Below are 22,500 nucleotides of genomic sequence, written 5' to 3' on the forward strand. Positions count from 1 at the left end.
TAAACCAAAATTTACTTTAACTTAATAAAAAATAACAGTTTCTAATTCCATCGTACAGTTTTAGAACTTAATATCATTTATCAAAACATCAAGAATAAATAACCTCTACATAGGACAATATGTTAATACTTACTTAGCAAACTCAAATGAGTTTGCTGTAAGGTCTTGGCAGACGGCCGATATTTTTCTTTGTCTAGGCAAAAGAAAAATATAAAAACTTAGACGAAACTTTATCGCTCGAAAATGATTTTTCATCGGCAAAATGTCTAAGTTTTCATATAAAAAGCCCTTAATGAATATAATTAAGGGCTTTTTATATACGGTCGGCGTGTTTGAGTCATGCACGGGCTATATAACAGTAAAATACGGCTTGACAAAATTAGTTTTTTGACTCGACTCTATAATATAAATTTCCTTCTCGGTCTTACGTCAGGCCGCAAATTATATTTATGATTTTCCAAGATTTAACCTACATATGCGGCAAGTTATGTGCGATCTCGTTCTAGCCTTATGCTATTTTTTATTATTCCTTCATTTCTTATGCAAATAATAGATAATGATAAAATCGTGGTCAAAAATATCTTAAGATATATGCTAGATTCGCATATATAAATCATCATCGGATACCGATAAAAACGCGCTAAAATACGTTTAAGTTTTTGCTTGATTTAAGCAAGATTTCACTACAATCAAATCCTAAATTTAGATTTTCAAGCTATCATTTCGCAAAAATTAAGGAAAATCATGCAACCTATTTTTACGACCCAAATCACCAAATTTAAAGGCGCGCAAAAAAGCGCCGTTGATGATATTTTGGTGCGCGAGATCAAGCTTGAGATCTACATAAACGGCAAGCGTTTCGGCGCGGTGATGGCAACTCCGACCGATCAGGAGGCACTAGCTGCAGGCTATCTCATCAGCGAAAATTTGATCGCAAGCCCTGAGGATATCGAGAGTATAGAGCTTTCAGGCGACGCTTTAAGCGTGCGGGTAAAGGCTAAAATCAACGAAAAGCGCCTCGAGCAGTTTGACGAGGAAAAGGTGATAATCAGCGGCTGCGGACGTAGCTCGACGGCAAATATCGATCCCGAGGCTATGGCGGCGCGCTCGATAAAGGGCGAGGTTAAATTTCACAAAGACGAAATTTTGCGCCAGATGGGGCAGTTTTACACGCAGTGCGAGCTATACGAGATGACGGGCTGCGTGCATACGGCTAAGCTTTTTGTTAGCGGCGAGCAGTTTTACATCGGCGAAGATATCGCCCAGCACAACACGATAGATAAGGCCGTCGGCAAGGCGGTATTAGCCGGCGCGCAGCTGCAAAATTCGTTTTTGATGGTGAGCGGAAGGCTAAGCTCCGAGATGGTGGCAAAAGCCGTCATGCACGGCATCCCAGTGCTCGTCTCGCGCACGGCTCCGACTAGCCTTGGCGTCGTGATAGCGCGTAAATTTAACCTCACGCTGTGCGGCTTTGCGCGCGGCGAAAACATAAATGTATATAGCGGCGCGGAGAGAATCTATGAGTGAGCAAATCCGCGAACTGATAACAAAACTGCTAAATCCAAAGGGCAGGCTGGACTGTGGCGCGGCGTTTAAGATCGCCGCAAAACTGGGCGTAGAGATCGGCGAGGTTAGCGACGAAGCCGAAAAAATGGGCGTAAAGATCGACAACTGCGAGCTAGGACAATTTGGCGGGCTGGAAAACGGACGCGGCAAATACACCGTTATGACGCAGCTAAAGCAGATGGCTGACGAAAAGGACAGGATCCTGTGCAAAGACGCTAGAGATGCGGCTGCGGGCATGGGTCTAAAGGTGATCCGATCGACGTTAAAAGACTATAAAATCGACGTAAAATACTGCCAGCTGGGGTGTTTTAAGGAGAAGAAAGGAAAAAAGATGAGAGTAAAAACCAAAACTTGGATAGAAAACGACGAGGGCGAGCTTATCTTCGGCAAGGGCAAAACCGAAGTCCTAGACGTCATCGCCGAGGTTGGCTCGATCTCAAAGGCCGCCGAAATCCTAGGCATGAACTATAAAAAATGCTGGAATCATCTGCAAATTTTGCAAAAAAATCTAAAAGAGGAGCTCTTTACCACCAAGCAAGGCGGCGGCGAAAATGCCGGCACGACGCTAAACGAACGCGCGCATGAGCTCATAAACGCCTATAGGCAGCTACAAAACGATATCGAGGACTTTGCGGATAAGCGCTTTAAGGAGCTATTTTTGAAAAAAGACGGCGAGAAAAATGACGCAGCTAAAGACGACAAAAAAGATAAAAATAAATAAAACCACATCAAATTTAAGGGAGAAAAAATGTACGTAAAACTAAACGATAGGGTCTATCTAAACAAAGATAAGATCACCAGAGTAAAGGTAGATAGCGTCCAAGACGGTATCAGGATCCGCTTCTACGAGGGGCAAAATCAAGTCGCTAAAAGCGGACGCTTTGAAACCGAAGCAAAAGCTATCGAGTGGCTAGAGAAAAATTTTATAAACAAATAATAAAATGGTCGTGAGCCTCTGTGGCTCGCGCTTCTGTGCTTTATCAAGTTAAATTTGCCGCTTTGCGGTTAAATTTGACTTGCTCAAATTTAATCTCCAAATTTACTAAATCATTTCCAACGCAAAAGTCCCAAATTTGCGAAAATTTACTATAATTACCGCATCAAATTTAAAGAGTAAAAATGGCAAATTTAGACGAAATAAGAAAAAATATCATCCTAAAACAAGGCGTGCACTATTTTGATTTCGCGGCTTCGGGGCTTGCTTATGAGCCCGTAGAGCGCGAGATAGCGGACGTTTTAAAAACCTACGCCAACACACACTCCGACAGTAGCTCCAGCGCTATCATCACGCAGCGGCGCTATGAGGGCGCGAGAGAGAGTCTAAAAAAGCTACTTGGGCTTGACGAGCGGTTTTATCTCATCGCCTGCGGACAGGGTGCGACAGCCGCGATCAAGAAATTTCAGGAGTTGCTTGGCATCTACTTGCCGCCTGCGACCAGAAGCGCGATCGGCGAGGCGAATTTACGCGCCGCGCAGCTTCCGCTCGTGCTCGTTTCGCCATACGAACACCACTCAAACGAGCTTAGCTTTCGCGAGGGGCTTTGCGACTACCTGCACGTACCTCTTAGCGAGTCCGGCGAGATCGATCTGATTGCGCTTGAGCGCATCCTAAAGCTAAATGCCGGACGCCGCATCATCGGCTCGTTTAGCGCTGCCTCAAACGTCACGGGCGTCATCAGCGACTATAAAAAGATCAGCGAGCTAATAAGGACCGCGGGCGGTATTGTCGCTTTTGACTGCGCGGCGCTGAGCTCGCACGCAAATTTAGACTGCGATTATTTCGACGCTATTTTCCTCTCGCCGCATAAGTTACTTGGCGGACCTGCTAGCTGCGGGCTTTTGGCGATCAAAAAGGAGCTATTTAACGGTGACGTGCCGACATTTGCCGCGGGCGGGACGGTTGCATACGCTAGCCGCGAAGGGTACGTATTTTTAAAAAATCCCGAGCAGCTAGAAGAAGGCGGTACGCCGCCTATCACCGGGCTTATGCGGGCAAATTTGGCATATGCGCTGCGAAACGAAGTGGGCTTCGAACAAATAAAAAGTGCCGAGGACGAGCTCGCGCGGCTTTTTGAGCGCGAGCTAGCAGGCATAGACGAGATCATAAACTACGCTCCAAAGGGCGCGCCGCGGCTGCCGATAATTTCCTTTAACGTGCGCGGCGTCTCGGCGTATGATTTCGCCGCGAGCCTTAGCAACGACTTCGGCATCCAGACTCGCGCGGGCGTGATGTGCGCGGGGCCCTACGCTCACGATCTGCTAGGTATCAAAGAGGGGCGCATGCCAGAAAGTAAGCCCGGCTTCGTGCGCGTGAGCCTGCACTACACGCACACCGAGCAAGACGTGCGCTATCTCGTGGGCGCGATAAAATCTTGCATCAAAAAACACCGCGAAATTTGGGGCGAAGAAAAAGCGATGTATGAGATGTTCGGCGGGAAAATTTTCTAAGCGCAAAAAATAAAATTAACTATGTAAAAGTTAGATTTATGCGAGCAATATAAACCACCTGGAGTATAAAATGAATATTCAAGTACTAACTCAACGCACTTGCTTTTTGAGAGATAAGAATTTTTGTATAAGCAAAATAAGCGAGCCGAGAAGTTTTGATGAATTTGATTATAATATAGTAGATTTTAACGATGGTCAGCTCTGGAAATTTGATAAAAATAAAAGTATATGTTTGGACATTAAAGGATTTGCTCGCTTATTATCAAAAATACTTCAGGAAACTAAAAAAAGTAATACTTTGATAATAATGCCACAAAATATAACAACAGGAGAAATTGGTGGCGATGGCTGGACAATAAGTACTTACAATATAAAAATATCTAGTATAATTCAATATTTTCCAGATTCTTTATCGCCAATGATACGCAATTTTCCAACTATCAGATATGAAAAAAGTGTAACTAAAATAGATGATGACATATTCTTATCTGATTTTGTTTTTGATGAGTCTATATACAGATCGTTAAAAAAATCAAACGGTGGAAAAGATGTTATATTGGATATTGAGGGCATATATGTAACAACATTAGATATAAAAGATAATAATGAGGTTGGCGTTATGCTTGATTTTATATTATCTCAATACCATAAATCTATAGCTCCAGAATGGATAAGTAATATAGAATATTTTAGTAATAGAAGTTATTTGAGTGAAAAAGACGAAGTATTGAAACAGCTTGATGTATTAGAAAAGGAAATATCTAAAAATAATAAAATCAAATCAATCCTATATTCAACAGGAGATGAGCTAGTTGGTGTAGTGAAGGAAATCTTAGTAGATATTTTCAAACTAACAGACAGTCATTTTACAGATGTGAAAAAAGAAGATTTTAGATTCGAATTTGAAGATGTTAACTTTATGGTAGAGATAAAGGGAATAAATACAAACGTCAAAAATAGCAATATAGCACAGTGCAAGAAACATGTAACTGATTTAATAGCCGAAGACGATACCAAGTCTCCTGGCAATGTAAAAGGCCTGCTAATAGTTAACCCTCAACGCGACATAGAGCCTGGCAAAAGGGAGCCGATACATGCCAATCAAATAAGTTATGCAAAAAGTGAAGGTATATTAATAATAACGACTTTAGAATTACTAAAATTATATCAAGCATACACTAAAGACGAAGTTGTTAGTAATAAATGTTTTGAGACGTTTAAAAATAACGTCGGAGAGTTTAAATTTGATTTATAAAAAGGGCGCAAAGCGCGCCCGAATCACGCAAATTTAAGCCATAAATTCGACTCAAATTTGCGCGTAAATAAAATTAGTTCTTGCGAGTATTCGCGTCAGGCGTGAAAAGCGGCTTATTTAGCAGCTTAAAGTCGCCGATAAATTTCTGACCCTCTTCGCTTGTCGCCCACTCGATAAATTTATTCGCGTTTTCGATGTCGGCCTTAGCGCAGTGCTTCGGATTTACCGCGATTAGCGAGTAGAAGTTCTTTAGGTCGTTGTCGCCCTCGTTGATGATAACCATCTCAGGCGCGCCTTTTTTGGTGTCCTCGTACTTGATGTAGGTACCGCGGTCGGTGAACGTTACGCCCTTTTGCTCGGCTGCTGCGTTGATAGTAGCTAGCATGCCTTGGCCGGTTTGCATATACCAGCCGTCTTTTTCAGGCACTTCGCCGATGATTTTTTTCCAGATACCTTTTTCTTTGTTGTCAGTGCCTGATTTATCGCCGCGAGAGAAAAATTTGATATTCTCTTTTTTGATCAGCTCAAAGCTCTCTTTTATGTCTTTGCCTTTAAATTTATCGGCGATAGATTTATCGGCGATAACGACGAAATCATTGTACATTACGGCTTTTCTCTCGACGCCAAAGCCTTTTTCTACGAATTCTTTCTCAACTTTTGGCGAATGCACGAAAAGTATGTCCGCATCGCAGTTTTCGCCAAGTTTTAAAGCAGCGCCCGTGCCTACGGCGGTCCATTTGATATCGACGCCGGTTTTTGCCTTATACACAGGGTAGATCGCGTCTAGTAGCCCCGTGTTATCGGTGCTGGTGGTGGTAGCCATGATGAGTTCGCTATCGCCCGCAAACGCCAAAACGCTCGCGATTAGCGAGCCTAATATTACTTTTTTCATTTTTCTCCTTTTTTAAAAGTATGCTATTATAGCATACTAAATTAACCATATAAACATACGGAGAAATAATATTTGGACTTTCTACTAAACGGATTCTTAGAGGCCTTTAGGCTGCTTTTTAGCGGCGATGAGGAAACGTATTCGGCGATCAGGGCGACGCTTTACACTTCGAGCGTTTCGATATTTTTTACGATTTTAGTCGGTTTTCCGCTAGGCTTTACGCTGGGATTTTACGATTTTAAAGGGCGCAGGATTTTGAGACTGCTCAGCGATACGGCGCTTGCGATGCCCACCGTTGCGATCGGACTTATTTTGTATGCATTTATCACGCGAAACGGCCCGTTTGGCGAGTTTGGGCTACTTTTTACGCTAAAGGCCGTGATGCTGGGGCAGTTTGTGCTAGCACTACCTATCATCATCTCGCTAAGCGCTAGCGTCGTGGAAAATATGGACAAAAAACACTATCTAACCATCCTAAATTTACGCCTGAGCGCGCCGCGGCTAGTGGGCTGCGTGCTTTACGAGCTAAGGTATGCTCTGATGGTGGTCGTAGCGACGGCGTACGGGCGCATCGTAGCTGAGGTCGGCGTGGCGATGATGATCGGCGGAAATATCAAATATTTTACCCGCACGATCACGACCGCGGTGTCGCTGGAGACGAATAAGGGCGAGTTTGCGATGGGTATAGCGCTGGCTTTGGTGCTTATCTTTATCGCATTTGCCGTAAATTTGACGATACACGCGCTAAAAAGGCTGGATAAATGAAATTTGATAAATTTAGAAATTTTACGCTCGCAAAAAGTAGCCTGGGCGCGTCAAATTTGAGCTTTTTTGTAAATTTAACGAGAAAGGCGCAAAGTGATAAACGTTAGAAATTTACGCCTAAGCTACGGCGCAAGCGAGATTTTAAACATCCCGCGCCTTGATATCGACGTTAGCAAAATCACCGCGCTAACGGGCAGTAACGGCAGCGGCAAAAGCACGCTAATGCGAGTGATGTCGTTTTTGCAAAAGCCAAGCTCGGGCGAAGTGCGGCTGTGGGGGAGCAGCGCGCCGAGTCTAAATTTACTGCGCGACGTTAGCGTTTTGTTGCCAGAGCCCGCGCTTTTAAAACGCTCCGTGAGGGAAAATTTTAGAGCCGTTTTAAAAAGCCGCGGAGTGCTGGGGGAATTTGACGAGCGAGCGAGCGAGGCGCTAAATTTGGTCGGGCTTGACGAGAGCTTTTTAAACAAGCGCCACTTTGAGCTTAGCTCCGGACAGACGCAGCGCGTTAGTTTTGCGTTAAATTTGGCGCTTAGATCGCGTCTTTATCTACTCGACGAGCCGACAAATAGCGTGGACGTGGGCACGTCAAAGCTGTTTGGCAAGGCGGTGCTTTACATGCGGCAAAGATACGGCTGCGGCTTTGTGATCGCTAGCCACGACGACAAATGGCTAACCGCCATCACCGAAGAAAACGTCTTTTTGCACAAGGGGCGCGTGTGCGAATTCGAATACAAAAATATATTCGACGCGCGGGACGGGGTTTTAAAATTCGACGAAAACGCGATCGTAAATTTGCCGTTAAATTTGCGTAGCGCCGCAAAGATCGCCGTAAACCCGAGCAAAATCATGCTAAGCAAAACTCCTGTAGATGGGTGCTTGAGCGGTATTTTGCATTCGGTTTCGCTCTATCTTGGCAAAGAGCTTTTGGTGAAAATCAAAGTCGGCGACTTTTTGATAAAAACCCTGGCGGCGAATTCGCAAAATTTTAGAGTCGGCGAAAATATTTATTTTAAATTTGACGAGGAAGCGTTTTTGGGGCTTGAATGAGCCTCAAATTTTGCAAATTTTGCTTCAAATTTTAAATTTAGACTCGTTTAACGCCCGTTAAAATAGCCTAGTTAAAAGTAAATATCAAAATAAAGCGTAAATGCGAGATATATGCTGAAATTTCATATTTATTTTATCTCCTAAAATTCGCCGTAAGCAATATGCAACTAAGGCATATTTAAGCATATATTAATTTTTTTGATTTATTTTTTTTTAAGTATAAGAAATAAGCCAAAACATAGTATAGTTTCACAATCGAGAAAAATCTCAAAAAATAGATAAAAATGATAAAGGAAGGCGATGACTAGCAAGGGCGAATTTGCGGCGGGACGCGGGCTTTACTACTCGCTATTTTCGCGTTTTTTCGTTTTTAGCCAAGACGCCGACAGATTTAGCGGCGTAAACGCGATGCTAGGCCTTGCCTCAGCGCACGCTCTAAACGAAGAATCGGCCGCCGCGATAATGCGCATACAGGTAAAATTCGACGAGGAAAATTCGCAAAATTTAGCGGATGAATTCGATGAAATTTTCCACGCTCTACCAAGTCCACTCAGAAACTCGCTATCCTACTACGACGAGGGCTACGAGGTCGGACACGCCTGCGCAAAAGTGCGTAAAATTTTAGCCCGCACAGACATTAGGCGCGACGAGGCTAAATTTAAAGAAAACGAAGACAACGTGGGTTTCGTGTTTGCGCTAATGAGCGAATTTATCGCGAGAGAGAGCGAGCTGGAGCTATACGGCGAGCTTGAGGAGCAGCTCTTTAAAGAGATCATAAATCCAAACATCGACGAGTTTATAGAGAATCTTTTTAATCACGAAAGCAGCGAAATTTACAAAGACGTAGCGGTACTTCTGCAAGGATTTATAGAGTTTGAACGCGTAGTTTTAAGCGCGCCGCGTCCTATAAATCAAGGTGAAAACAAAAAGACCTTGGACGGAGTTTCAAGATCCGAGGCCATAAGAAGGCAAAAAAACCGAGTGAGAAAGCTAAAAGCTATGGAGGAAGAAAATGCAAAAAAATAGGCGAGAATTTTTAAAAAAGGCGGGGCTAGTCGGCGCGGCAGCGGCTACGGCCGGAGTAGCGACGGCAGCGGCGTCAAACCTAAAATACGGTAAAAGCAAAAAGACCGAAGTGCTTTATAAAAGAAGCAAAAACTGGGATCTATACTACGAACAAGCGAAATAAATAAAATTTAAGAAAGGATGAATATGTCTGAGGCAAATTTACGTCTTATGCCCCACTCAAACGCAGTCGGGCGAAGATCGTTTTTAAAAATGGCCGCGCTAGCAGGCGTAGCGGGCGGCATGAGCGGGCTGGCCGCTAGCGGCGTAACTAGAAGCGCCACAAAAGAAGAGATGGCAAATCCGTTTCCAAACTCTAAAATCGTAAAAACCATTTGTACGGTTTGCTCCGTTGGATGCGGAGTGCGCGCCGAGGTAGAAAACGGCGTTTGGGTACGCCAAGAAGTAGCCCAAGATCACCCGGTAAGCGCTGGCGGCCACTGCTGTAAAGGCAGCGACGTCATCGATATGGTGCGCTCTCACTGCCGCGTGAAATACCCGATGAAAAAAGTAGGCGGCAAATGGAAACGCATCAGCTACAAAGACGCGCTTGACGAGATCGGCGCCAAATTAAAAGCGTATCGCGAGAAAAACCCTGAACAAGTGATGTTTCTAGGCTCTGCAAAAGATTGCAACGAACAAAGCTATTATATAAGCAAATTCGTAGCGATGTTCGGGACTAATAACCTAGATCACCAAGCCCGTCTTTGACACAGCTCTACAGTCGCCGGTGTGGCGAATACTTGGGGTTACGGAGCTATGACCAATCATCTTGGAGATATCCAAAACGCGAAGTCTATCTTTATAGTGGGCGCAAATCCGGCGGTAAATCACCCGGTCGGCTTTAGACATTTTCTAAAAGCGAAGGAAAATAACGGCGCAAAGCTAATCGTGGTCGATCCAAGATACACGAGAACTGCGGCTAAGGCTGATTATTTTGCTCAAATTCGTACCGGCACGGATATACCTTTTATGTACGGCATGATGAATATCATCTTTGAAAACGGCTGGGAAGATAAGGAATTTATAAACGACCGCGTCTACGGTATGGATCTGATCCGCGAAGAGGCTGCCAAATGGACGCCTGAAGTCGTGGCCGATGTTTGCGGGATCAAAAAAGAGACGCTTCTTGAGATAACCGAAGTTTATGCCAAAAATCGCCCGGGATCGGTCGTTTGGGCGATGGGTCTAACTCAGCACACCATAGGCAGCTCAAACACTCGTATCGCTCCGATCCTGCAACTAGTGCTAGGAAATATGGGCGTATCGGGCGGAGGCTGTAATATTCTGCGCGGTCACGACAACGTTCAAGGCGCGACGGATATGGCGAATTTGCCGACCGAGCTACCTGGGTACTATCCAAAAAACGAAGCCAACTGGAAATACTTCGCTAAGATGTGGAAGGTCGATTTTGAATGGCTCCAAAAGAATTTCGTTAAGCCTGAAATGATGTTTAAGCCCGGATTTACGCTATCAAAATGGTGGGCGGGCGTGCTTGACGGTAAAAACGGCAACGAAGCCGTAGATAATGCCGGCGACAGTATAAAAGCCTTAGTGGTAATCGGCAACGGTATCACATCAACCGCGCAACAAGTAAAGGTAAAAGAAGGCTTAGATGCGCTTGAACTTTTAGTGCTGGTAGATCCTTTTGTAAACGATGCCGGCGTGATAACGGACAAAAAAGACGACGTCTATATACTGCCTGCGGCGACGCAGTTTGAAACTAGCGGCACGGTCGTAGCGACGAACCGTAGCGGCCAGTGGAGAAGTCAGGTCGTGGAGCCTTTGTTTGAAAGTATGCCCGATCACGAAATTTTATTTGAGCTTGCCAAAAGACTAGGCTACTATGACGAGCTAACGCGCACGATCAGGGACGCTGAAGGCAAGATCGAGTGGCCTGAAGTCGCTACGCGCGAGATCGCAAATATAATTAAAACTATCGGCATGACGGGTTGGACTCCGGAGAGACTCAAAAAGCACCAAGAAAACTGGGATAAATTTGACGAAAAAACGAGTCTAGGAAAACCGGGCACCGTAGTCGAAGGCGAGTACTACGGTCTGCCGTGGCCGTGCTGGACGGAGGATCATCCGGGCAGCCCGATACTCTACGACATAAACAAATCCGTTAGACAAGGCGGTATGGGTTTTAGAAACCGCTTCGGCTTAGAGCATAACGGAGTTAGCCAATTAGCCGCAGACGGTAGCGCGCCCGTAGATTCGTTTGTCAAGGGCGGATATCCTGAGATCAAAAAAGATAACATCGAAAAGATACTAGGCATCACGCTAACCGAGGATGAAAAGGCTAAAATAGGCGGCAGCTGGATACATGACGATAGTAATATCATCGCTAAAAAATGCATGGAGAAAAACATCGCTCCGTACGGTAACGCGCGAGCTAGGACGATCGTTTGGACTTTTGCGGATCAAATTCCTCTTCACAGAGAGCCGCTGCATACGCCTAGATTTGATCTAGCGCAGAAGTATCCGAGCTTTGAGGATAAGAAACTTCAAAACCGCGTCGATACAAAATTTAAATCCGTCCAGCTAGCAAAGGACTACTCAAAAGAGTTTCCTATCATCCTCACGACGGCTCGCCTCGTAAATTTTAGCGGTGCGGGCATGGAGACGAGAGCTAGTATGTATCTAAGCCGCTTGACGCCTGAGATGTTTGCGGATATCCACCCTGAGCTTGCGGCTAAACACGGCATTAAAAACTGGGATTTCATCTGGGTTCATTCGCCTGAAGGTACTAAGGTTAAGGTGCGCGCCAGAGTGGTACCGTCCGTTAAACCCGACACCATCTTTATGCCGTTTCATTATGCGGGTTATATGCAAGGCACCGATATGACGGGTAATTTCCCTGACGGCACGAAGCCTTATGCGGTAGGTGAGAGCGCAAATACCGTCACTAACTACGGATATGATATAAACACTCAGATTCCTGAAACCAAAAGCGGTCTATGCCGCATAGAAAAGGCATAAAATGAGCGAATTTAACGATAACAATAGACTTAAATTTTACTGCGACGACGATAGATGTATCGACTGTAACGGCTGTGCGGTAGCTTGCGACGAGGCTCACGAGCTGCCTCTTGGCATCCGCCGCCGCCGCGTCATCACGCTAAACGAAGGCGTACCAGGTAAGGAAATTTCAACCTCGATAGCCTGCATGCACTGCGAGGACGCGCCGTGCTCGCTGGTTTGCCCGGTTGATTGCTTTTATATCAGGAGCGATGGTATCGTACTACACGACAAAGATATCTGCATCGGCTGCGGATACTGTCTATACGCGTGTCCGTTCGGTGCGCCTCAGTTCCCGCGCGAGGGAGTTTTTGGCGCCAAAGGTTCGATGGATAAGTGCACGATGTGCGCAGGCGGTCCGCTACCGACGAATAGCGAAGCCGAGCGCGAAGAGTACGGCCAGGATAGAATTTCAGAAGGCAAAGTGCCGGTTTGTGCGGCGATGTGCTCGACAAAGGCGCTGCTAGTAGGAGAATCGGCAATGATAGAAAAAATCTACGGTGATAGAGTCAAGGCTCGCGGCTACGGCTTTAAAGACCTAAAACAAACTCTGACCTGGAAGCTCGCCTACTATGCTGGCGATAGGCTTAAAATAAAATCTTAAAATTTAGCTCGCTCTTGCCGAGATTGCGGGAGCGAGTAATCTCATCAAATTTGACGCGGTTTGTCTGCGTCAAATTTGACTCACGCTTCTTTGATTTCATTAAATTTTACATGGGTAGTTCGTCAAATTTGAATGCGGGTAAATTTAAAATAAAATAGATAAATTTAAGTATAAAAGGGCGGTCTCCCGCCCTAAATTTACGCTCTAACAGGCGATAAATACGGATTTGCCGAGTGCATCGACATCTCGTTTTGCTCTCTAAATTTGATAAATTCCTCTTCGCTTAGACGCCTGATGTTTGCTATCGTCATCTTTAGCGGCGTGATGCCTGAGAGCGGATCGGGATCGCCTGCGTTTGCTAGCTCGTTACCGTCGGCCTCGCTGTAGTGGAAGGTCGTAAATATCGTGCCTTCTTTTAAATCCGGATTTACGCGTAGTTTGGCCGCGATCTGGCCGCGTTTGTTTTGTACGAGCGCGTAGCAGCCCTCCTCTAGCTCCCTCTCGCGAGCGATATCGGGGCTTACCTCGATGAGCGCGCCCTCGATGCCAGCACCGTATTCAAGAGCCGGACACTCTCTAGTCATCGTACCGGTGTGGTAGTGATAGACCTTGCGTCCGGTCGTAAATAGGCACGGATATACCTCATCAGGTACCTCGCTAAGCGCGCCGCTACCGACCGGATAGCCGTCCGGGATATTCATCTTGGCTCTAAATTCGGCCTCAGCCTTTGCGCGCCACTCTTTATCGTCTACGTAAAGTACCGGCGCGAAGCGGAATTTGCCGCCAGGCAGCATGGACTTGTGATCGGAGTAAAGTACCGGCGTGCCAGGGTGTTCCTCGTCTGGGCACGGCCAGCTGATACCGCCTAGTTTGCCTAGTCTATAATAGCTTATGCCGCCGAAAAATTTAGGCATGAGCTCCCTTAGCTCGTTCCAAATTTGCTCAGGGCTCGCAAAATCAAATCCCTCTAGTCCCATGCGGTTTGCGATGTTGCAAACGACTTTCCAGTCAGGCTCCACGCCGCTAACGGGCTCGCTAGCCTTTCGCGTGCGTTGGACGCGGCGAGAGGTGTTGATAAACGTTCCGTCCTTTTCGCCCCAGCCAGCGGCAGGTAATACGACGTCGGCCTTGTGCGCGCTTTCTGTAAAAAACAAATCCTGCACTATAAAGCAGTCTAGATGATGCACGGCGTGGGCGAAGTGCTCGGTCCAAGGGTCGCTCATTACGGGGTTTTCGCCGTAGACGTAGAGGACTTTTAGCTCGCCGCTATCCATTTTATCCGGCGCTTGCGTTAGCTTAAAGCCCGGAACCGGATTTAGCTCAAAGTGCCATACTTTGCGCGCTTGCTCCTGTGCATAAGGGCTATTTACCGCGCCGGCCGGGATGACGTTAGGCAGCGCGCCCATGTCGCATGCGCCTTGGACGTTGTTTTGACCGCGCAGAGGATTTACGCCCGCACCCTTTTTGCCTAAATTTCCGGTTAAAACGGCTAAATTTGATAGCGAAAAGACGTTTGACGTGCCGTCGCTAAACTGCGTGATACCCATCGTGTAGCAAATCGCCGCCGCGCCTGCTTTAGCATACATCCTAGCTGCTTCTATGATGAGCTCTTTTTTTATACCGGTTTCGCGCTCGAAACGCTCAGGCGTAAAGTCCTTAACCGCTTCTTTTAGATACTCAAATCCCTCGGAGTATTTTTCTATAAATTCGCTATCTTGCAAATTTTCGGCGATTATGACGTGCATCATCGTGTTTAGCGTTTTGATATTCGCTCCGATCGGGATTTGCAGATAGATATCGGCTTTTTTGGCCATATCGGTGCGTTTTGGATCTACGACGATCATCTTTGCGCCGCGCTGAAGTCCGCGCTGCATCTGCATAGCGATGATCGGGTGGCACTCGCTCGTGTTGGTACCGATGAGTAAAAATACGTCCGTGTCGGTCGCAAATTCGACCAAGTCGTTCGTCATCGTACCGTTTCCTAGCGTGCTGGCAAGACCTGCCACTGTAGGAGCGTGTCAAAGGCGGGCGCAGTGATCGACGTTGTTGCTGCCCTGAGCGCGGAAAAATTTCTGGAAAACGTAGTTGTCTTCGTTATTTGAACGAGCAGAGCTAAAGCCCATGATCGAGCTTGGGCCGTATTTTGCGACAGTGGATTTAAATTTATCTGCGAGGAAATCATAAACCTCCTCAAAACTCACTTCTTCAAGCTCGCCGCGTTTGTCGTAGACGCCATTTAGCTTTCTCATCATCGGTCGGCTTAAGCGTTTAGGAGAGTTTACGAACTCCCATCCGAACATTCCTTTTAAGCAAAGCTCGCCGTCGTTTACGTGGTGGTCTTTGCTGGGTTTGGCGTCTACGATTCTACCGTTTCGCACGATAAGATCGATGCCGCAGCCCGTACCGCAATATGGACAGGTGGTCTTTACGATCTCTTCCATTTTTGCTCCTTTCTAGTATTACTGAAAATTATGAGATTATTATACAACTGCAAATATAAATTTAGTTTTAAGATTAGTATATTTTTTTAAGGATTATTTAAGTAATATGCAAATTTAGAATATTACTTTTTTGGCTAAATTTGCCTTTAAAATCGTATTTTGAAAGAAAAATCACATATTAGTCATTTTGATAAAATTTGTCCTACCGGTACCACTCTATAACAATCTATTAAAGATTTCTCGCTGCCGATAACTTGTTTATATCTCCATCCCATCCCTACTGTATGCTTTGCCTTTTATCTCATTTTTTATCTCTGTAGGCTCATCATCCAGTAGCTTACTAAAATTCGGTATTAAATTGCTTATTTTTGAGATAAAATTAATAACCTTCGTTTTAAAGCTTTCTAATATAGTTAACTTATCCTGTAAATTTTCTATCCTTTCGTCTTTAACTTTTACTTCTTCTTCTAGCTCAGATATTCTTTGAACTTTGCCATTTATAGAAGTTTGTAGTTTAATGATTTGTAGTAGCTTGCTTTCATTGTCTTCCTTTAAGGCATTCTCGTTACTTAACGACGCCTCCAGCTCTTCGTTTCTTTGTTTCAAAGACTGATTTGTTTTTTCTTTGCTTTCTAGATCTGTATTAGCTTCTTCGAGCTTGCTTTGTAGGGCATCGCTTTGGTAGGCCTTTTGTTTTAGTTTATCTATTTGCGCTATATCAGCTTCAATATTTTCTAATCGGCTTTTTAATTTATTGTTTTCATCTTCTTTTTGGATTAGCTCGGCCGAGAGGTTGCTTATTTGCAAATTCCTATCTTTTATAATATTGTCTTGATTGTTTAGGTTCGCGTTAATCTCTTTTAGATTTTTATTTTCTTGGATTAGATTTTCATTGGATTGATCCAGCTCGTTATTTTTTGCAATTATCTCACCCTTGTTTATTAGTTGATTCGTTAGCTCGTAAACCCTTTGTTTTAGTTCTACGTCGGTAACTATACTTATATTATTTTGCATTTGATCTAATACTAAATTCGTAAGACTCGTTATAAAAGTCTTATCGTCCTCGATTTCCAATCTCAAATAGTCTTTGCCGAACATAGACTCTTTCTTTTTTATATACTTTCTTGCTTCATCGACTATGGATTGTCTAATTTTATTTTTAAACTTTTGCTCATTACTATACTCTTTTTCGGTTTTGTGCATTTGTTTTATATTTTTATGCCTCATCTTAGAGCCTAGCTCGCCGCGCAATGCTATGCCCTTAAACGCCGCCCCTCCCATTTCTTGCATACCTCTGCCGAATTTTAGCGTTTCGCCCTTGCCGTTAAACCTAAGATTTTTATGGTTTTCAAATTGGTAATTCGTAAAAATAAGCTGATAATGCTTAGTTTTCTCATCGTTGTGCTCAGCGATTAGCAGGCATTTAACGCCGTATTTAGCGCAATAATCGTTTGCAAATCTTCTAACTCTGTCGAGCGAGACCTGAGCGTTGATAAAATTTACTTCGGTTTTATTTAGCCCTTCTTTGGATTCTTTATTCCGATCGGTGCCGAAACTTATGACTATTTCGGAAAACCCGACCATATTTTCTCGCCAACGATTCTTTACCACCTTGCCGTTTTTATAGATTTTAGTTTGGGCTTCGTAGTCGGCCTTCATTTTTTCGTGGTATTTTTTCAAGAGTGCTTTTATATACTTTCTATCGCTAAATTCCCTATCGCTATTAGGCATCTCTCGCATATTGCCGTTATCGTTATATTCGCTAAGCACTATGTATCTATTATTACGGCTGTTGCCTCTAAGATATCTGATCTTAGAGGCGTGCTTAACCTCTCTAACATTGTGCTCATACCTTATAATAGCCTTTTTGAGCGTCAAGAATTCGCTTCTTACACAAAGAACTAGGCTGTGTCCGCCTATTTGAAGAGCATCACTCATTTTTAGTCCTTTTCTTTATTATCTACTATAGAAATTAAGAGCATGTTTTAACCCTTTTTTGAAAAATATAAGTCGCAATGTCCGTTATCGCAAACGCTATGCGAGAATTCTTTGCATCTCCCATCTTTATATAACGCGGAATATCTCTGCCCTGCGATATACGAAGATCAAGAGTAGATACGCCGATGCCAAGAACCCCTGCGGTTTGCTTTCTGTCTAGAACTACCTTTCCTTTATATTGGCTAGATATGTGCTCAAGAAGCGTTTTGTACTCTACATCGTTATATAGTTCGTTAAGCATCCCATTTTCTCCTTATGCTTATTCTTATATAACTAATTATATGTACTTTTCATTTACTCTTGCTATTTTGAGTAGTTTTTGGATAGTTTTTGAAAAATTTTTAATACCCTATGATTCCTTAGGGTATTTTAGAGTAATTTAGGATAAAAAATGTTTTCTTGTTTTTAAAAACAAAAATAAAGCATCTTAGATTGACTTAGAAAACATGGCGAGAAATTGGAATATTAAAAAATTTCGGGAACAAATAGGGAACAAATTTTATAAAACTAAGAAAACTTAAAGTTTTTGAAATATCGTTAAAATCGGGATTTTAAAATGATTTTTGAAGAAGAATGGCTCCGGATGCTGGGTTCGAACCAGCGACCAAGTGATTAACAGTCACCTACTCTACCGCTGAGCTAATCCGGAACACTTGAAAAGAGCTCGTATTATAAACGAAAAGATATGTTTTGTCAATAAATTTTAGCTTAATTTAGAAAAAATCGCACAGAGCCCAATAAATTTTTATAAAAGGCTAAAACTAGCCTTTTATAAATCCACTTGCAATAACCTTATCACCATCATACATAACACAAAGCTGGCCTTGTGCCACACCAAGTGCATTTTGATTTAGCGTTAGTTTCGCTGTTTTATTCTCTTTATCAACCTCAACAAAAGCATCAAGTTTAGGGCTTCTATATCTTATCTTGGTTTCACACTCAAATTTATCTTTATCTATAAACAAATTTACGTTTTCAAGCTCAACTACTTTTTGAGCCAAGTCATCTTTTGTTCCTACAACGATCTCATTTTTATCGGCATTTATCTTTATAACAAAGTGTGGCTCATGGGCGCCAAAAACCTCAAAACCACGGCGTTTACCGATAGTATAGTGCATATAACCTTGGTGACGGCCGATTATTTTGCCGTCTTTATCAACTACGTTTCCTGGCAAATTTGTATTGTAATGCTTATTTAAAACCTCGATATAAGTATCTTCCACAAAGCAAATTTCACTACTTTCTGCCTGCGTAGCAAATTCTTCAAGCACTTTTACACTTCTTGCAAGCTCTTTTATATCTTTTTTAAATTTATCCCCAAGCGGGAAAATAACATCTTTTAATATCTCTTTTGGCACTTGGGCTAAAAAGTAGCTTTGATCCTTGCTAGGATCTTTTGCACATGTGATAAATCCATCAATAACTTGCACATAATGCCCAGTAGCAAGCTTCTCACAGCCATTTGCCTTTGCAAAATCAAGCAGTGCACCAAGCTTTATAAATTTATTGCACAAAGCACAAGGATTTGGCGTCTTGCCCTCTTTATAGAGCTTCACAAAAGGATCATAGACAAACTCGTTAAATTTATCTTGAAGATCCAAAATATGCACCTTTATGCCAAGATACTTGCCTACTTTTTTTACTTTTCTGATATTTTCTTCGTGATATCCTGGCTTTTGATGTAGCATCATATAGCAACCTTGCACTTCATGACCAGCTTCTTGCAGAAATTTAGCCGTCATAGTGCTATCTACACCACCGCTCATTGCGACCATTATTTTCATATTTTTTACCTCTTTGAAATTTAAAAGGGGATATTTTATATCTTATTTTTAAATAGCCAAAATTTCATTCACAATAAGCTCTAAATCATCGGTGATTTTGTATAAATTTATATCTTCTTTTTTTATTGTTTTTTGGCTAACTAGCGTATTTTTTATAAACTCATCAAGCCCTTGCCAAAACTCGCTCCCAAAAAGAAAAATTTTTACTTTTTTACTACCAACTTGAGCAAGTACTAAAATTTCAAAAAGTTCATCAAGAGTGCCAAAGCCACCCGGAAAGACGACAAATGCGACTGAACGATCGGTAAGTGCAAATTTTCTTGGGCTTAAATTTGAAAAGAGATATTTTGCCGTAACGTAAGGGTTTGTATTTTGTTCAAACGGAAGCCTCACATTTAGGGCTATGCTTGGCGATTTTGCACTATCAAACGCACCCTTGTTCGCAGCTCTCATTATGCCGTCCCCGCCACCAGTTAAGATGGCATATCCTAGCTCGTTTAGCTTATAAGCTAGTTCATAAGCCTTTTTGCAGTAGAAATTTTCTTCATCAAATCTAGCCGAGCCAAAGAAGGTAACATTTTTATTTTTATATTTTAAGACGTTTGGAAAATTTAAAAGATCACTAACTAATTCATTATTCATTATTTTAACTGTTGGAGCCTCTCGCGTTTTGAGCCTATCTGAGTGATCTGGATGCCAAAGTTTCCATCGATTATGACAACTTCGCCAAGGGCTATTACCTTATCGCCGATCAAAATTTCAAGCGGATCGTTTGCTAATTGATTTAGCTCGATAACTGAGCCAATATCCATGGTAAGCACATCTTTTAAAAGCATTCTTTTTGAGCCGATACGAACACGAATAGGTAGCCTAACATCCATTATAAGCCCGATATTTCTCATCTCTTCAGCGCTAAAATCGCCCTTAGCTACGTGAGGAGTGCTTGCTGGTGCAGCTGGTGCTTCGGTCTTTGTTGGCTCAAAAAATTTCATCAGCGAATGATCGCAAGCAAAACCGATATGCTCACTTAGATCTTCGATTTTGACATTAAATAAAAATAGCTTTTCATAAACACTAAAATCAAGCGAAGAATTTTCATCTAAAAAATTTACATTTATTACTTCAAAATTTATCTTTGGCATGCCCTTTTGAGCGCCCAAAGATGTACTAAAAGCACTAAAAAGGTTTGAAAATATCTCTTTTGCAGCGTCAAGCTCATCACTGCCTAAATTTTCATTCTTTGAAATTTCCTCTTCGCCCATCATCCATTCGCTAATGGCACTTATTAAAACTGGAGTGCATACTATCTCTGTTTTAGCATTGATGTCGCCGCTTAAAGAGATATTGGCCATCACTACCGGCGGCTTTATGCCATTTTGCGTTGGTGCATCAAATTCATTTCTTTCACCAACCTCTGGAGCTCTGCCCGTAAGTCCTTCGATAGTAGCTTTTAATTCATTAGAAAATATATTAAAAAAATCATTCATCATCTTCGTCGTCCTCTTCTTCTTCCATTTTGCGCTCATTAGCTTCATACGCCATCAGCTTTGCTTTTCGCTCTTCTTCGTATTTTTCTAAGATATTTTTGATCTCGTCTTTATCAGAGCGTATTAATTGCTCAATCCTTATAGATTTTCTAAATCTATGAAGCCCAACTTCAGCTAAGAAAACTTCTTTTTTATCGATACAAACGATCGCCTTATCATCAGCTCCTCTATCAAGCCTTAAAATATCGCCTTCTTTTAAATTTAAAAACTCATTTACGCTGATGATCGATTTGCCAAGTATGGCTTCATATAAAATTTCTGCTCGTCCGATAAGTGTTTTTAGCTCTTTGTTTCTACTTTTTTTTGCACTTGTTTCGCCAAGCATAATGTCCCTGTTTGCAAGGCGTGAGAGTATCGGTTCAAGGTAGATGACTGGATAGCATAAATTTATCATACCGCTTGAGCCACCAACTATGATCTCCATAACGACCATGATGACGATCTCGTTTTGAGAGACGATCTGTACGACATTTGGACTGCTCTCTTTAGCTTCCACATTTGGATACATATCAGTTATCATCGACCAGCTCTCTTTTAGACGCTGCATGATCATTCTAAGCACCGCATCAAGCAAATTTACTTCGATGTCGGTTAGCTCTCTATTTGCTTCAAAATTTTCACCAGTTCCGCCAAGCAAACGATCTATCATCGGAAAAGCAATGCTTGGATTTATCTCCAAAACACAGTTTCCATCAAGCGGCTTTATAGAAAATACATTGAAACTAGTTGGGCTTGGCAAACTCATCAAAAATTCGCCATAAGTCATTTGATCAACACTGTGAAGTCTGATCTCGACGATACTTCTCATAACACTAGAAATTTGACTAGCTAAATTTCTAGCAAGCTTATCATGAATGCCTTTTATCGCACGGAGTTGCTCTTTACTAACGCGGTTTGGACGCTTAAAATCATAAATAATAATCTGTTTTTGTTCGCCTTGCGATCTCTCTTCGACCTCGATATTACTCGTATCGCCGTCTTCATCGACAACTTCAAGTAGCGCGTCTATCTCTTCTTGACTTAAAATATCAGCCATTAAACCCCCAAGCTACGCCTAATACGATCAAGCAAACGTTTATGAATTTGTGAAATTCTACTCTCGCTGATATTCATGATCTGGCTTATCTCTTTTAAATTTAGCTCTTCATAATAATAAAGCTGAACCAACATCTGATCTCTTTCGTCAAAATCTTTTAAAGCTTCTTCTATTTTTAAAATGAGATCCTCTCTCTCAATGCTTTTCTCGACATCATTTTGACCAATTAGCTCCATTTGCTCGTCTATTGGCAAAATAGTAATGATACCGCTAACGCCTCTTGCCTCTCTTATCTTCTCAATATCTTCATTAAGCTTTTCGGCCAAATACTCATCACTTGGCTCTTCTTCAAATTCATTAAAATAGTTATCTATCTCACTATTTATGCTCTTTACGAGTTTTCTATCGCTTCTACTGACAACATCAAGCGTCCTTAGATAATCAAGCATAGAGCCATAAATTCTCTTTTTGCCATAACCCCAAAAAGAGTCATTTTGCTCCTTGTCATACTTCCTGCTAAGCTTTATCATCTCTTCAACACCAATGCTTATTAGGTCGTTTGTATCTATGCTTGATGGCAACCTCTCTTTAAGCCTAAACGCCATTGCACGCAGTGCTGGCATATATTTTAAGACGATTTCGTCTTGTTCCTTTTTTATCGTGTTTTTATAAGCGTTAAGCTGCTTTTGCTTTAACTCGTGCATTTCGTTTACCAGAATCAAAATTTTCAGCAGTCATTTTTACCATTATATTTTCCATACGCTTTTCTCTAGTATTTAGCTCAGAGATGAGATAGTCTGCGATCTCTTCGTGTTTTTGTTTGTCAAAAATTTTAGTTAAAGCCCTTTTCACATCGATGTAGTTCATTATAACAATGTGAATTATAAGATAAAAAAACAAAGTAATAACTAGTGTATAAACAAGCATTTCGATAGGCTCACTCACCTTTAGCAAGGTAAAAACTATACCTACAAAAAAACCACAAACCGTAAAAAATGCTATAAAATTTTCTGCACGCAAAGCTCAATCTC

At 42.6% G+C, this 22,500-nt stretch carries 21 protein-coding genes and 1 tRNA gene; 11 read left to right on the top strand and 11 right to left on the bottom strand.

The genetic code is table 11. The annotated features are described in order from the left end of the window. Window positions 1–744 precede the first annotated feature (744 nt). From fdhD to CVS92_RS01195, 5 genes are all read left to right on the top strand, one after another. Window positions 745–1,527, top strand: coding sequence for a formate dehydrogenase accessory sulfurtransferase FdhD (gene fdhD / locus CVS92_RS01175; protein WP_107788229.1), 783 nt, complete (start codon window positions 745–747; stop codon window positions 1,525–1,527). Beyond that, complete coding sequence (locus tag CVS92_RS01180; protein ID WP_107788230.1) at window positions 1,520–2,287, top strand: winged helix-turn-helix domain-containing protein; 768 nt, start codon at window positions 1,520–1,522, stop codon at window positions 2,285–2,287. Before fdhD ends, CVS92_RS01180 begins: the two co-directional genes overlap by 8 nt. 27 nt (window positions 2,288–2,314) lie before the next feature. Next, window positions 2,315–2,503 (top strand): hypothetical protein, encoded by a 189-nt coding sequence (locus CVS92_RS01185; protein ID WP_004321084.1) that lies wholly within the window; start codon window positions 2,315–2,317, stop codon window positions 2,501–2,503. A gap of 182 nt (window positions 2,504–2,685) precedes the next feature. Next, entirely contained in the window at window positions 2,686–4,014 is a 1,329-nt protein-coding gene (locus CVS92_RS01190; protein WP_107788231.1) for an aminotransferase class V-fold PLP-dependent enzyme, read from the top strand. Window positions 4,015–4,084: 70 nt separating this feature from the next. Beyond that, entirely contained in the window at window positions 4,085–5,269 is a 1,185-nt protein-coding gene (locus CVS92_RS01195) for a hypothetical protein (protein ID WP_107788232.1), read from the top strand. 73 nt (window positions 5,270–5,342) lie between these two features. Here the strand turns inward: CVS92_RS01195 and tupA are convergent, their stop codons facing one another. Next, window positions 5,343–6,161, bottom strand: coding sequence for a tungstate ABC transporter substrate-binding protein TupA (tupA, locus tag CVS92_RS01200; protein ID WP_107788233.1), 819 nt, complete (start codon window positions 6,159–6,161; stop codon window positions 5,343–5,345). 72 nt (window positions 6,162–6,233) lie between these two features. Here tupA and tupB point away from each other — a divergent pair, with 72 nt between their 5' ends. From tupB to fdh3B, 6 genes are all read left to right on the top strand, one after another. Then, window positions 6,234–6,926, top strand: coding sequence for a tungstate ABC transporter permease TupB (tupB, locus tag CVS92_RS01205; RefSeq protein WP_107788234.1), 693 nt, complete (start codon window positions 6,234–6,236; stop codon window positions 6,924–6,926). A gap of 93 nt (window positions 6,927–7,019) precedes the next feature. Beyond that, the gene (gene tupC, locus CVS92_RS01210) at window positions 7,020–7,973 is read left to right on the top strand and encodes a tungstate ABC transporter ATP-binding protein TupC (RefSeq protein WP_107788235.1); all 954 of its coding nucleotides are present in this window, start codon (window positions 7,020–7,022) and stop codon (window positions 7,971–7,973) included. Window positions 7,974–8,273: 300 nt separating this feature from the next. Then, complete coding sequence (locus tag CVS92_RS01215; protein ID WP_107686650.1) at window positions 8,274–8,999, top strand: molecular chaperone; 726 nt, start codon at window positions 8,274–8,276, stop codon at window positions 8,997–8,999. Continuing rightward, the gene (locus tag CVS92_RS01220) at window positions 8,986–9,162 is read left to right on the top strand and encodes a twin-arginine translocation signal domain-containing protein (protein ID WP_084040950.1); all 177 of its coding nucleotides are present in this window, start codon (window positions 8,986–8,988) and stop codon (window positions 9,160–9,162) included. Before CVS92_RS01215 ends, CVS92_RS01220 begins: the two co-directional genes overlap by 14 nt. Before the next feature lie 47 nt (window positions 9,163–9,209). After that, window positions 9,210–12,020, top strand: coding sequence for a molybdopterin-dependent oxidoreductase (locus CVS92_RS01230; protein WP_234398678.1), 2,811 nt, complete (start codon window positions 9,210–9,212; stop codon window positions 12,018–12,020). A gap of 1 nt (window position 12,021) precedes the next feature. After that, on the top strand, window positions 12,022–12,663 hold the full coding sequence (gene fdh3B, locus CVS92_RS01235; RefSeq protein ID WP_084040953.1) for a formate dehydrogenase FDH3 subunit beta: 642 nt from the start codon (window positions 12,022–12,024) through the stop codon (window positions 12,661–12,663). A 197-nt stretch (window positions 12,664–12,860) separates the two neighbouring features. Here fdh3B and CVS92_RS01240 read toward each other — a convergent pair whose 3' ends face one another. From CVS92_RS01240 to CVS92_RS01290, 10 genes are all read right to left on the bottom strand, one after another. Beyond that, window positions 12,861–15,104: a molybdopterin oxidoreductase family protein gene (locus tag CVS92_RS01240; protein WP_234398676.1), complete on the bottom strand. Its 2,244-nt coding sequence runs from the start codon at window positions 15,102–15,104 to the stop codon at window positions 12,861–12,863. A gap of 258 nt (window positions 15,105–15,362) precedes the next feature. Continuing rightward, the gene (locus CVS92_RS01250) at window positions 15,363–17,042 is read right to left on the bottom strand and encodes a hypothetical protein (protein WP_107788239.1); all 1,680 of its coding nucleotides are present in this window, start codon (window positions 17,040–17,042) and stop codon (window positions 15,363–15,365) included. Window positions 17,043–17,076: 34 nt separating this feature from the next. Next, a complete protein-coding gene (locus CVS92_RS01255; RefSeq protein WP_084040956.1) occupies window positions 17,077–17,343 on the bottom strand; it encodes a helix-turn-helix transcriptional regulator in 267 nt (88 codons plus the stop codon). 333 nt (window positions 17,344–17,676) lie between these two features. Next, window positions 17,677–17,751 (bottom strand) — tRNA-Asn (locus CVS92_RS01260). 112 nt (window positions 17,752–17,863) lie between these two features. Beyond that, window positions 17,864–18,886, bottom strand: coding sequence for a tRNA 2-thiouridine(34) synthase MnmA (gene mnmA, locus CVS92_RS01265; protein WP_107788240.1), 1,023 nt, complete (start codon window positions 18,884–18,886; stop codon window positions 17,864–17,866). 48 nt (window positions 18,887–18,934) lie between these two features. Then, window positions 18,935–19,528: a TIGR00730 family Rossman fold protein gene (locus CVS92_RS01270; RefSeq protein WP_107788241.1), complete on the bottom strand. Its 594-nt coding sequence runs from the start codon at window positions 19,526–19,528 to the stop codon at window positions 18,935–18,937. Beyond that, window positions 19,528–20,376, bottom strand: coding sequence for a flagellar motor switch protein FliY (gene fliY / locus CVS92_RS01275; RefSeq protein ID WP_072594737.1), 849 nt, complete (start codon window positions 20,374–20,376; stop codon window positions 19,528–19,530). The genes CVS92_RS01270 and fliY overlap by 1 nt, the downstream gene beginning before the upstream one ends. Further along, entirely contained in the window at window positions 20,366–21,469 is a 1,104-nt protein-coding gene (gene fliM, locus CVS92_RS01280; protein WP_054196277.1) for a flagellar motor switch protein FliM, read from the bottom strand. Before fliM ends, fliY begins: the two co-directional genes overlap by 11 nt. Then, on the bottom strand, window positions 21,469–22,173 hold the full coding sequence (locus tag CVS92_RS01285) for an RNA polymerase sigma factor FliA (RefSeq protein WP_021090868.1): 705 nt from the start codon (window positions 22,171–22,173) through the stop codon (window positions 21,469–21,471). The genes fliM and CVS92_RS01285 overlap by 1 nt, the downstream gene beginning before the upstream one ends. After that, on the bottom strand, window positions 22,145–22,489 hold the full coding sequence (locus CVS92_RS01290) for a hypothetical protein (RefSeq protein WP_021090750.1): 345 nt from the start codon (window positions 22,487–22,489) through the stop codon (window positions 22,145–22,147). The genes CVS92_RS01285 and CVS92_RS01290 overlap by 29 nt, the downstream gene beginning before the upstream one ends. Window positions 22,490–22,500: the final 11 nt, after the last annotated feature.

This window comes from Campylobacter concisus (assembly GCF_003048555.1).
Taxonomy (GTDB): Bacteria; Campylobacterota; Campylobacteria; order Campylobacterales; family Campylobacteraceae; genus Campylobacter_A; species Campylobacter_A concisus_AO.